Origin of the sequence: Actinoallomurus liliacearum (assembly GCF_039542035.1) — a bacterium.
Taxonomy (GTDB): domain Bacteria; phylum Actinomycetota; class Actinomycetes; order Streptosporangiales; family Streptosporangiaceae; genus Actinoallomurus; species Actinoallomurus liliacearum.
Genome location: NZ_BAABHJ010000009.1, coordinates 38,423 through 50,292 on the forward strand (window position 1 = coordinate 38,423; position 11,870 = coordinate 50,292).

General features: G+C 73.1%; 8 protein-coding genes. 5 read left to right on the plus strand and 3 right to left on the minus strand.

Annotation, left to right across the window (positions count from 1 at the left end):
* Nucleotides 1-86: 86 nt before the first annotated feature.
* The 4 genes from ABD978_RS19640 to ABD978_RS19655 are packed head-to-tail and all read left to right on the plus strand — an operon-like array spanning nucleotide 87 to nucleotide 5,567.
* Nucleotides 87-1,619, plus strand: coding sequence for an NAD(P)-binding domain-containing protein (locus ABD978_RS19640; RefSeq protein WP_345356103.1), 1,533 nt, complete (start codon nucleotides 87-89; stop codon nucleotides 1,617-1,619).
* A gap of 11 nt (nucleotides 1,620-1,630) precedes the next feature.
* The gene (locus tag ABD978_RS19645) at nucleotides 1,631-2,665 is read left to right on the plus strand and encodes an alpha-hydroxy acid oxidase (RefSeq protein WP_345356105.1); all 1,035 of its coding nucleotides are present in this window, start codon (nucleotides 1,631-1,633) and stop codon (nucleotides 2,663-2,665) included.
* Nucleotides 2,662-4,026, plus strand: coding sequence for a cytochrome P450 (locus ABD978_RS19650; RefSeq protein WP_345356108.1), 1,365 nt, complete (start codon nucleotides 2,662-2,664; stop codon nucleotides 4,024-4,026). The genes ABD978_RS19645 and ABD978_RS19650 overlap by 4 nt, the downstream gene beginning before the upstream one ends.
* Nucleotides 4,023-5,567, plus strand: a complete 1,545-nt coding sequence (locus ABD978_RS19655; RefSeq protein ID WP_345356111.1) for an MFS transporter — start codon at nucleotides 4,023-4,025, stop codon at nucleotides 5,565-5,567. Before ABD978_RS19650 ends, ABD978_RS19655 begins: the two co-directional genes overlap by 4 nt.
* On the opposite strand, the gene ABD978_RS19660 is transcribed toward ABD978_RS19655, so the two are convergent.
* The gene (locus ABD978_RS19660; RefSeq protein ID WP_345356114.1) at nucleotides 5,515-6,819 is read right to left on the minus strand and encodes a sensor histidine kinase; all 1,305 of its coding nucleotides are present in this window, start codon (nucleotides 6,817-6,819) and stop codon (nucleotides 5,515-5,517) included. The two genes, ABD978_RS19655 and ABD978_RS19660, sit on opposite strands and share 53 nt — an antisense overlap.
* Nucleotides 6,820-6,841: 22 nt before the next feature.
* Nucleotides 6,842-7,540 carry a response regulator transcription factor gene (locus tag ABD978_RS19665; RefSeq protein ID WP_345356117.1) on the minus strand — a complete coding sequence of 233 codons (699 nt, stop codon included), beginning with the start codon at nucleotides 7,538-7,540 and terminating at the stop codon, nucleotides 6,842-6,844.
* 319 nt (nucleotides 7,541-7,859) lie between these two features.
* Between ABD978_RS19665 and ABD978_RS19670 the strand changes: the two genes are divergently transcribed.
* Nucleotides 7,860-10,829: a M36 family metallopeptidase gene (locus ABD978_RS19670; RefSeq protein WP_345356120.1), complete on the plus strand. Its 2,970-nt coding sequence runs from the start codon at nucleotides 7,860-7,862 to the stop codon at nucleotides 10,827-10,829.
* Nucleotides 10,830-10,901: 72 nt separating this feature from the next.
* Here the strand turns inward: ABD978_RS19670 and ABD978_RS19675 are convergent, their stop codons facing one another.
* Complete coding sequence (locus ABD978_RS19675; RefSeq protein WP_345356123.1) at nucleotides 10,902-11,843, minus strand: N-acetylmuramic acid 6-phosphate etherase; 942 nt, start codon at nucleotides 11,841-11,843, stop codon at nucleotides 10,902-10,904.
* Between the last annotated feature and the right edge of the window lie 27 nt (nucleotides 11,844-11,870).

The following is an 11,870-nucleotide window of genomic DNA, read 5'->3' on the forward strand; positions in this document are numbered from 1 at the left end:
ACCGCCGGTCGCCTCTGAAGAAGCTCTGAGATTCGCGAGCCCATCCTTGCCGCGTCCGACCCCTGATCGAACGGCTGAGGTGCGTGGTGAAGGACTACCTGGTGATCGGAGCGGGACCGGCCGGGCTGCAGCTCGGATATCTGCTGGAGCGGGCGGGCCGTGACTATCTCATCCTCGAGGCCGGGCCGACTCCCGGCCACTTCTTCAGGACGTTCCCCCGGCACCGGACGCTGATCTCGAACAACAAGCGGCACACCGGGTGGACCGACCCGGAGCTGAACCTGCGGATGGACTGGAACTCGCTGCTGTCCGACGACCCGGAGCTGCTGTTCACCCGGTACAGCGAGCGGTACTTCCCGCCCGCCGACGAGATGGTGCGCTACCTGAGCGACTTCGCCGAGGCGACGAAGCTGAAGATCGGCTGCGACAGCCGGGTCGTCCACGTCACCCGCGACGACGAGGGCTTCGAGGTGCGGACCGAGAGCGGTGACGTGCACCGCGCCCGGCGGGTGGTCGCCGCGACCGGTCCCTCGCAGCCGTACGTCCCGCCGATCCCCGGCATCGAGACCGCCGAGCTCTACACGGAGGTGTCGGTGGACCCGGCGGACTTCACCGACCAGCGGGTGCTGATCATCGGGAAGGGCAACTCGGCGTTCGAGACCGCGGACAACCTCATCGAGAAGGCCGCGGTGATCCACGTCGCGGGGCCGAGTTCCGTACGGCTGGCGTGGCAGACGCACTTCGTCGGGCACCTGCGCGCGGTCAACAACAACTTCCTCGACACGTACCAGCTCAAGGCGCAGAACGCGATCCTCGACGGGAGCGTCAAGAAGATCGAGAAGCGGGACGACGGCTACCTCGTCACCGTTAGCTTCGCCCGCGCGAACGAGGTCACCAAGGACGTGCCGTACGACCGCGTCATCGTGTGCACCGGCTTCCGCTTCGACGCCTCCATCTTCGATGAGTCGTGCCGGCCGGAGCTGACGATCCGCGACCGGTTCCCCGCCCTGACGACGGCGTGGGAGTCGGTGAACGTCCCCGGGCTGTACTTCGGCGGGACGATCACCCAGTCCCGGGATTTCAAGAAGGGGACGAGCGGGTTCATCCACGGGTTCCGGTACGGCGTGCGCGCCCTGCACCGGATCCTGGAGAGCAGGTACGAAGGCGTGGAGTGGCCGCAGCGGGACCTGCCCGGCACGCCCGAGGCGCTCGCCGACGCGGTGCTCGAACGGGTCAACCGCACGTCGGCGCTGTGGCAGCAGTTCGGGTTCCTGGCCGACGTGATCGCGGTCGACGGCGAGGGCGCGCGGTACCTGGAGGAGATGCCGTTCGACCACGTCGACCTGCCCGACCACTACCGGATCACACTGGACTACGGGCCGGACCACGACAAGCACGACCCGTTCGACATCTCGGTGCGCCGCATCGCGCAGAGCGACTCTGGCCGGGCGGACGAGGGCCACTACCTCCACCCGATCGTGCGGCACTACCGGGGCGGAGAGCTCGTCGCCACGCATCACATCACCGAGAACCTCGAGAACGAGTGGAACTCCCCGGACACGCACCGGGAACCGCTGCGGGCCTTCTTCGCGGCCCAGGCCGCGGCCGTGCCGGCCTGAGGGAGGACCCGGTGCGGACCCTGCGCGAGTACGAGGCGGTGGCGCGCGAGCGTCTCGACCCCGTGCACTACGACTACTTCGCGGGCGGCGCGGGCGACGAGGTCACCCTGCGGGCGAACGAGGAGGCGCTGGCCCGCCTGGCGCTCGTCCCCCGCGTCCTGCGCGGCGGCGCGCGGCGGGAGCTCGGCGTGACCCTGCTCGGCACGGCCGCGTCGATGCCGGTGCTGGTGGCGCCGACGGCCTTCCACCGCCTCGCCGCTCCCGACGGCGAGCGCGCCACGGTGCGGGCGGTGGCCGCCGCCGACACGATCATGATCGTGAGCATGGCCTCGACCGTGGCGGTGGAGGCCATCGCGGCCGAGGCGCCAGGCGCGAAGCTGTGGTTCCAGCTCTACATCCAGCCCGACCTCGGCTTCACGGAGGCGATCGTCCGGCGGGCGGAGGCGGCGGGCTGCGGGGCCCTCGTCGTGACCGTCGACTCCCCCGCCCTGGGGCGGCGCGAACGCGACGACCGCAACGGCTTCCACGACCTGCCGGACGGCCTGTACTGCGAGAACCTCCGGTTCGGCGACTCCCCCGGCCACGTCCGGCAGATCGCGATGTCACCGGAGATCTCCTGGGACCACGTCGCGTGGCTGCGGGACGTCACCGACCTGCCGGTCGTGCTCAAGGGCGTCCTGCACCCCGAAGACGCCCGGCTCGCCGCCGACGCCGGCGTCGCCGGGCTCATGGTGTCCAACCACGGCGGCCGCCAGCTCGACACGGTGCCCGCCACGATCGACGTCCTCCCGGACGTCGTGGCCGCCGCGGGCGGCCTGCCCGTGCTGATGGACGGCGGGATCCGGCGCGGCACCGACGTGCTGAAGGCCATCGCCCTCGGCGCGAGCGCGGTGGCGATCGGCCGCCCGGTCGTCTGGGGCCTGGCCGCCGAGGGCGAGCAGGGCGTCAAGGGCGTGCTGGAGCGGGTCCGCGACGAGGTCGACCACGCCCTCGTCCAGTGCGGGTGCGCGTCGGTCCGTGACCTCGACCGGACGTTCGTCCGATGACGGTCGTGGTCCTGGCCGTGGGCGCGGCCGCCCTCCTGCTGAGCCTGCCGTACTGGCTGCCCGGCCGGGTCGTCGCGCTCCGCGTGTGGATCTTCAACCGGGTCAACGGCGACGAGGGCATCCCGGTGCCCGGCCCGCTGGTGGACGTGTCCCGGTTCAAGCAGGTGTACGCCGATCCGGCGGCGGACGGCCGCAGCAGGGGCGCGGCCCTGTCCGACCTGTTCTGGTACTGGCTGGCGCCCGGCCCGCACATCCACCAGGAGCACCTCGAACCCGGGCCGCGCTACGACGAGGTCGCCCGGACGACGCGCGCGATCCTGGCCATGCCGACCGCGCGGGCGGAGGAGCTCACCGTCCGGTGCGTCGAGCGGGGACTGCGCGGGATCGACGGCACGACGACCGTACGGCTCCGTAACCTGATGATGCCGATCTGGGCGGAGTTCTACTACGAGGTGGTCTTCGGCGAGCCGTGCCCGCCGGAGGCGCGCGACCTCGTCGTCGCCAACGCCGACGACGTGGTGACCGCGCTGAAGTGCTGCGGGCTGCGGCACATGGACCGGCGGGTCCGGCTCACCGACCACCTGGAACGCCGCCTCGCCGACGTACGGCATCCGCTGCCGGTGGGGCTCTCGGCACGGGAGCGGGCGCTGTACCTGCAGGGCACCTTCTTCAACACCGCGGTCGTGCAGACGTCGGAGGCCATGACCCACCTGCTGATGGTGCTGGCGGGCCACCCGGACGTGCAGGAACGGCTGCGCGATGCCGACGACCGGTACGTCCAGCGGGTGATCGACGAGACGCTCCGGCTGTACCCGCTGTTCGGCGTCGCGCACCGCGTCACCTCGGGCGAGATCCGGGTCGACGACCACACGACGATCCCGGCGGGGTCGGTGCTTCTCTTCTCCTATCCGGAGTTCCATCGCGCCCGGTTCGAGGACCCCGACGAGTTCCGTCCCGAGCGCTGGGAGACGCTGGCGGCGCGGGACGCCGACCACATCCCGTTCGGGATCGCCGCGAACCGCCCCTGCCCGGCCTGGCACCTGACCCCGATCACGATGCGGGTCGCGGCGCGCGAGGTGGTCCGGCGGTTCGCGCTGCGGACGTCCGCCGCGCACACCCGGTCCGCGCCGAACCGGGGCCCCTGCCTGCTGATCCCCCGCGGCGCGGCCGTCTCCGGCGTACGGCCCGCGGCGCGGCTGGCGGTCATGCGCGTCCGGGATCGCTGGGAGGACGTCTGGCGCAGCGTCGTCCAGCTCGTCCTCGGCGGCTACATGGTGTGGGACGCCCGCCGGCAACGGCTGTGCGAGCGTCATTTCGCGGCCGTTGAGGCGGCCTGTCCCGGCACCGGGAGGTCACGGTGAAACGACACGCGTTCTGGATCGGCGCCCTGCTGGTCACGGCCGGGGTTCTCATGCACGTCCCCGACTACGTGACGGCCCGGCACGACCACTACATGATGGCCGGGATGCCGATGGGCCGGACGATGTCGCTCGGCATGACGCTGATCGTGATCGGCCTCGCCCTGTGCACGTGGTGCCTGCTGCCCGGGCGGGAGGAGCGGGCCGCCCGGGCGCGGCGCGCCTCGGCCGTGCCGTACGCCGCGCTCGACGAGGCGCCGCTGTCGCGCGCGCACTGGCTGCTCGTGGTCGTGCTCACGGTCGGCCTGGTCGTCGACACGATGAAGCCGGCCTCGCTCGGCTTCGTGGTGCCCGGCATGTCGATGGAGTACGGGATCAGCACGCGGGAGGCGGCGACGCTGCCCTTCGTCGCCATCATCGGGACCGTCATCGGGTCCGTGCTGTGGGGGTTCCTCGCCGACGTCTTCGGCCGCCGGTCGACGATCCTGCTGTCCTCGATCATCTACATCGCCACCTCGATCTGCGGCTTCATGCCCAGCCTCGGCTGGAACCTCGTCATGTGCTTCTTCATGGGGGCGGCGGCGGGCGGCATGCTGCCCACCGTGTACTCGCTGATGGCGGAGTCGATCCCGGCCCGGCGGCGCGGCGGGCTGATCGTGCTGCAGAGCGGGCTGGGCGCGGCGCTGGGGTACCTCGTGGCCAGCGGCGCGTCCACCCTGCTGATCCCGCACTTCGGCTGGCGGATCCTGTGGGTGCTGAACGCGCCGACCGGCGCGCTGCTGCTCCTGCTGAGCCACTGGATCCCCGAGTCGCCGCGGTTCCTGCTGACGATGGGCCGGGAGGAGGAGGCGGCCCGGGTGATGGCGCGATACGGGATCACGACCCGCGCGTCCGGTCCCGCGCCCGTGACCCCGCCCGCCTGGTCGTCGTTCCGGTCCCGGCTGCGCGCGCTCGTGGTGCCGCCGTTCCGCCGCCGCACGGCCACCATCACCCTGTACGGCCTGGGCTGGGGCATCGTGAACTGGGGCTTCATCACGTTCCTGCCGACGTTCCTGGGCGATGGCGGCAAACACTCGGCGGGCGGGCTGTTGTTCTTCTCCTCCCTGTTCGCGGTGCCGAACACCGTGCTGGCCGCCTACCTGTACGGGCGGTGGGGCAGCCGCCGGACCATGTTCTGCTACGCCGCGATCACCGGCGGGGTGCTCGTGCTGTTCCCGGTGCTCGGCGTGGACGCGGACCGCGGCCGGGCGCTCCTCCTCGTCCTGCTGGTCACGCTGCTGGCCGGGGCCGGCGGCATGATCGCGCTGCTGTCGCCGTACTCCACCGAGGTCTATCCGACCGCCCTGCGCGCGGGCGGCAGCGGTCTGGCCGCGGCCGCGGGCAAGATCGGCGGCATGCTCGGCCCGCTGCTGCTCACCTCGGCGCCCGAGCTGCCCACGATGGCGCTCGTCGTCGCGGTTCCCGTCGGCGCGGCGGCGCTGGTGCTGCGGCTCACCGGGATGGAGACCGCGGGGCGGCCACTGGTGGAGGCGGAGACGGGTTGACCTCGGCATGCTCGACGCGGGGGAACGCGGGCTCGGCGCGGGGGGCCGCGGGCAGGCGTACGGTGAAGGCCGCGCCCGCGCCGGGCCGTCCGTCCACCTCGATCGTGCCGCCGTGGCCGTCGACCACCTCGCGGACGAGGGCCAGCCCGAGGCCGAACCTGCGGCCCGTGCCGTGCTCCCCGCGGGCGAACCGGGTGAACAGCCGCTCGGCGTCTCCGGGGTCGAGTCCGACGCCGTCGTCGCGGACCTCCAGCGCGACCACGCTCTCGCTCCGGGTCAGCGTCACCGTGATCCGCCCGCCCGGGGCGATGTGACCGAAGGCGTTGTCGATCAGCGAGGTGACCACTCGCCGCAGCGCCGGCTCCACGCCACGGACGGCGTACGGCCCCGCGTCCCGGCGCCGGACCTCGACGGTGGCCCGGCGGGCCTCGGCGCGGGCGCTCTCGGCGGTGACCAGGTCGTCGGCGAGGACTCCGAGGTCCACCGCGCCGAACGGTCGCCGGCTCTGCCGGAGCTGCGCCGACAGGAGCAGGTCGTCGATGACCTCGCCGAGCTGGCGGGTGCCGGTGACCATGCGCCGCAGCTCGGTGGCCAGGTCCGCCGGGTCGCCGCCGGAACGCAGCCGGCGCTCCATGAGCTGCGCGCGCGTGTGCAGCTGGGTCAGCGGCGTGCGCAGCTCATGGCTCGCGTCGGCGACGAACCGGCGCTGGCGGGCGAGGGCCTCGCCCAGCGGCGCGATCGCCCGGCGGGAGAGCAACTGGCCCACGACCAGCGCCGCCGCCAGCCCGGCGGCCTCGGCCGCGGCGAGCGCGCCGTAGAGCCGGCGGCGCTCCTCCACCTGGTAGCGCAGGTCGATGGCCGCCTGCCGGACCACGCCTCCGCGGGCCGCCGTCCGTACGACATAGGCCCGGCCGCCGACCGTGGCCCGTCCGACCCTGGTGCGGTGGTCGGCCGCGACGCGGCGCAGCACCGAGCGCACGGGCAGGTCCGCGGGCGCGCCGGGTGAGGTGGTCAGGGCGTTCCCGCGCAGCTCGAACAGCCAGATGCAGGGCGGCGGGTGGGCGATGTCGGCCTGGGCGACCGCGAGGGCGAGGTCACGTCGCGCGGAGGACTCCTGGCCCTCGATCGTCACGCAGTAGACGAGCATGCCGACGAGCGCCACGACGAGGGTCACGGCCCCGGCCACCTGCGCGGTGATGACGGCGCGGGCCCGGACCAGCAGTCGCCGTTCGAGGTCCGGGGATCTGGTCACGGCGCCGCTCCCGGTCGTGCGGTCAAAGCTCGCCCGCCCGGTAGCCCACGCCTCGTACGGTGCGGACGACCGTCCGGCCGAGCTTGGTGCGCAGGTAGTACACGTAGGTGTCGACGATGGACTCGGCCGGTGCCGCGTCGAAGACGCGCTCGCGCAGCGCGGCGCGGGTGTGCACCTGGTCGGGGCGGCTCGTCAGCACGCGCAGCAGCTCGTACTCCCGTCCCGACAGCGTCACCTGAGCGCCGTCCGGGAGGGTCACCACTCTGGTCGCGAGGTCGAACCGGCCGGCGCCCAGCGGCAGGACCTGGGCGGTGTCCCGGTTGCGGCGGCGCAGCGCGCGTACCCGTGCCAGCAGCTCGTCGACCTCGAACGGCTTGACGAGGTAGTCCTCGGCGCCCGCGTCGAGGCCGGCGACCCGGTCGGCGACGGCGCCGAGCGCGGTGAGCACGAGCACTGGGGTGACGACCGCCCGGCGGCGCAGCCGGACCAGCAGGTCCAGGCCGTCGATCGCGGGGAGGCCCCGGTCGATGATCATCGCGTCGTACGGCCGGCTCAGGCCGAGGTGCAGGCCCCGCTGGCCGTCGGGTGCGACGTCGACGGAGTAGCCCTCTTCGGCGAACAGCCGGCCCAGCATCTCGCTGAGCTCGTCGTCGTCCTCGACGAGCAGGAGGCGGGCCCGTGACGCGGCGCGCGGCTCGGCCTCGGCGATCACTGACAGCATTTGTCATCCCAGCGAGGATCTTGGTCAGGGCTCGGGAGAACCGTAGATCCTGCCGGGTCACCGCCACAAGGGACGGACCCGTCCATCTCGGTCTTCACCGCAAAGGCGCCTGCCATCGCCTGGCAACCCCGCGAACAGCGTGAAACCGGCATTTCCGCTGTGAGTAACCATGAGCGTTGCCGGATCGTGCCCTTTCATCGCATTGACGAGCCCTTTACCCGCGCTTTAAGCTCCGCCACAATTTGCCCCCATACCCCAAAGGCGGTGTGCCGTGCGCACGTGGCGCAGACACGCAAGAGCCAATCGGCTGATCGCAGTGATGTCGGCGGGAGCGCTGTTCGCACTCGGAGAGGGCGCGGTCGCGGCCGCCCAGCCGGCGGCCGCCCGCTCCGGCGAGCCGCGCGTCCAGACGGAACACCACGGGGTCGGCGACCGTGACGCCCGTCCGGGCGGCCGTGCCCCGTCCGGCGCGCAGCGCGACCTGGCCCTGCGGCAGCACGTCGCCGCCCGCTGGAACCGGATGGGCACGCCCGCCGGCCTGGCTCCGCAGGGGACCACGGCCCTGGCGACCGGCCTGCCCCCCGACCCGGTGACGGCCGCGCGGACCTACCTGACGCAGCACCGCGACCTGCTCGGCCTGTCGCAGCGGGCGGTCGACTCCCTCGAGGTCGTGGCGAAGAACCCGATCGGCTCCGGCGCCGCCGTGCTGTTCCGCCAGCGGTTCGGCGACCTGCCGGCCGGTCATGACGGTCTCGCGGTGGTCGGCGTCGCCGACGGCAGGGTCTACCAGGTGAGCTCGACGCTCGCGCCGGACGTCGCGGCGCCGGCGCCGGCGACGCTCACCGAGAAGGACGCCGTGCGGACCGCGGCCCGCGACGTGCGCCTCGACGCCGGAACCGTGACCGCTCGGGGAACCGCCGGCGACTGGCGGCGGTACGCGGCCGCCGGGCTGAACGGCACGCAGAGCGTCAAGCTCGTCGCGGTGCCGATGCCGGCCGGCGGCGCGCGCGCCGCCTACGAGGTGTCGGTCAACGACGACGCGCCCGACGGCGTGCGGTCCTACACCAGCTACGTCGACGCCCGTACCGGCGAGGTCCTCATCCGTCAGGACAACGTGGACGACGAGACCGACGACCCGCGATGGAACGCCTTCCCGGCGAATCCGCCGGCCGACTACCGCACGAAGGACACCCGCGAGACCTGGTGCCTGACGAAGGCGGCCGGCTGCGACCGCGTCGTCGCGAACCCCGCCTCCCCGCTCGCCTGGGACGTCGACCCGGGAGCCGGCGGCACCGCCTCCACCCAGACGACGCGCGGCAACAACGAGTGGGCCGCCGAGGCGTGGAACAACGCCACCGGCACGGGGTTCAACCCGAACGGCTTCGCCACGCCGCGCCCGGACCGGCGGTACACCTACCCCTGGACCAACCAGTGGTACGCCCAGAAGTGCGCGCCCGGCGTCTTCGACAGCCCGCAGCGGGGTGACATCGACGCGGCGGACACCAACCTGCTGGCCATGCACAACCGCATGCACGACTTCTCCTACAACCTGGGCTTCACCGAGAACGCCTGGAACCTGCAGGACGACAACTTCGGCAAGGGCGGGCTCGGCGGCGACCCCGAGCACGGCAACGCCCAGTCCGGCGCGCGGGTCGCCACCAGCCTGATCCGGGACAACGCCAACCAGGCCACGCCGCCCGACGGCACCCCGCCGACCACGAACATGTACCTGTGGCAGTCGATCGCCGGCTCGTTCTACAGTCCCTGCGTCGACGGCGACTACGACATGTCGGTCATCGGCCACGAGTACACCCACGCGATCTCCAACCGGATGGTGGCGGGCCCGGACAACCGCCTCAGCGGCTACCAGGCCAACTCGATGGGCGAGTCCTGGTCCGACCTGGTCGCGATGGAGTACCTCGCCGCGAACGGCCTGGTGCCCGCCGGGCAGAAGGAGTCCGTCACCGGCCAGTACGTGACCGGCAACCCGGTGCGCGGCATCCGCGACTACGACCTGGCGAAGAACCCGCTCAACTACGGCGACCTCGGCTTCGACCTGACCGGTCCCGAGGTCCACGCGGACGGTGAGATCTGGAACGCCGTCAACTACGACATCCGGCAGGCGTTCATCGACCGCTACGGCAAGGGCACCAGCGCTTCGCGCAAGGCCTGCGCCGAGGGACGCACCCCGGTCACCGCCTGCCCGGGCGACCGGCGCTGGATCCAGCTCGTCTTCGACGCGTGGCTGCTGATGGCCCGGGGCGACGTCACGATGCTCGACGCCCGTGACGCGATGCTCGCCGCCGACCAGATGCGGTTCGGCGGCGCGAACCAGACCCTGCTCTGGAACGCCTTCGCGGCGCGCGGCATGGGCTCCGGCGCCGCCAGCAACACCAACGCCGACGCGGACGCGACGCCGGGCTTCGCCTCGCCGAGCGCGCGCAACGCCACCGTGCGGTTCGAGGCCGTCGACGAGACCGGCAGGCCGGTGCCGGGCGCCCGTTTCTTCCTGGGCGACTACCAGGCCCGCGCGGTCCCGGTCGCCGACACGGACGCCGCCACCGACCGGCCGGACACCGCGGCCATGGTGGCGGGCCGGTACCACGTCATCGCCCAGGCGCCCGGCCACGGCATGGCGCGGATCACCGAGCGGGTGACGCCGGGCTCGCACCGCACCGTACGGGTACGGCTGCCGCGCAACCTCGCCGCGGCGGCGAACGGCGCCACGGCGACCGGCGACGGCGTCGACCTCGGCGCCCTCATCGACGACGACGAGGGCACCACGTGGGCCTCGCTCGCCGCGGCCGGAACCCCGGTGGCGGGCCGCGCGGTCACCGTGCGCCTCGCCGGCGACAAGCCACAGCAGGTGCGGCGCGTCCAGGTCAGCGCGCTGCTGCGGCCGGCCGACGCCAAGGACCCGGGCGGCGACACCGGCACCCAGAACCGGTTCACCGCGCTGCGGTCGTTCAAGGTCCTGGCCTGCACCGCGTCGGCGACCGTCGACTGCTCGAACCCCGCCGACTACCGCACCGTCTACACGAGCGCGAAGGACGCCTTCCCGTCCGTGCGGCCCCGCCCGGTCGCGCCCGACCTGACCATGCGGTCCTTCACCATCCCGCGGACCACCGCCACGCACCTGCGCCTCGAGGTCGCCGCCTCGCAGTGCACCGGTGGACCGGAATACGCGGGACAGCAGACGAACGACCCGAACGTCCCGACCGACTGCACGACCGGAAGCGCGATCTCCGGTCAGGTCAGGGCGGCCGACTTCCAGGTCTTCGCCCGCTGATCCGGCCGCCGGCGGGCCCGCCCTCGGCGGCGGGCCCGCCGGCCCGCGCCATCGCCGGTGGGCCCGCCGCCGTCAGGCCGGGAGATCTGCCGGAGGCGCGGGGTCCGCGTCCAGGGTCGCCAGCGCCTGCCGGACCCGCCCGCCGGACATCGCCAGCGCGGCCCGGCACTCATCCGGCGTCACCGCCGTGCGCCGCCGCGCGAGCAGGTAGACCAGCGCGGTCTTCAGGTCGCCGCAGAGATCGATCGCGGCCGCGCATTCGGCGTCGTCCGCCCCGGTGGCCTGCACGAGCAACTCCATTGACCGGCCGCGGAGCTTGGCGTTCGTCGCCCGCATGTCGACCATGAGGTTGCCGTAGGTGTGCCCCAGCCGCACCATCAGCGCGGTCGAGAACGTGTTCAGGATGAGCTTCTGCGCGGTGCCCGCCTTGAGCCGGGTGGAGCCCGTGATCGCCTCCGGGCCGGTGTCCGCGACGAGCAGGTAGTCCGCGAGCTCCCCCAGTGGGGCGTTCGGGTTCGAGGTGATGAGCGCCGTGGCCGCCCCCGCGGCGCGAGCCGCCGTCAGCGCCGCCCCGACGTAGGGGGTGCGGCCGGAGGCGGCCAGGCCGATCACCACGTCCGCCCCGGTGACCTCGGTGGCGTCGGCTCCGTCGTCGTTGTCCTCGGCGTTCTCGACGGCGCGTACCAACGCCGTGGCGCCGCCGGCCTGATGGGCGATGACCACGTCGTCGGGCAGCCCGAACGTCGGGAGCAGTTCGGCCGCGTCGAGCACGCCGAGCCGTCCGGACGTCCCCGCGCCGAAGTAGTGCACCCGGCCGCCGCCGGCGACCCGCGCCGCGGCGTCGTCCACCAGCGCGGCCAGCCGGGGCAGCACCACGGCGACCGCGTCGGGTACGGTGCGGTCCTCCTCGTGGAGCAGGCGGACGAGCTCAAGCGTCGGCACGGCGTCGAGTTCGGCGGTCCGGGCGTTGACCTGCTCGGTCGGGGACACGACCCGGATTCCGGAGTGGTTCACGAACGGCCTTCCTGTCTGGGACTCTTT

Excerpts from the sequence above, each read along its gene's own strand:
- ABD978_RS19650 (WP_345356108.1), top strand. The coding sequence starts at position 2,662 with ATGACGGTCGTGGTCCTGGCCGTGGGCGCGGCCGCCCTCCTGCTGAGC.
- ABD978_RS19665 (WP_345356117.1), bottom strand. The coding sequence starts at position 7,540 with ATGCTGTCAGTGATCGCCGAGGCCGAGCCGCGCGCCGCGTCACGGGCC.
- ABD978_RS19670 (WP_345356120.1), top strand. The coding sequence starts at position 7,860 with ATGTCGGCGGGAGCGCTGTTCGCACTCGGAGAGGGCGCGGTCGCGGCC.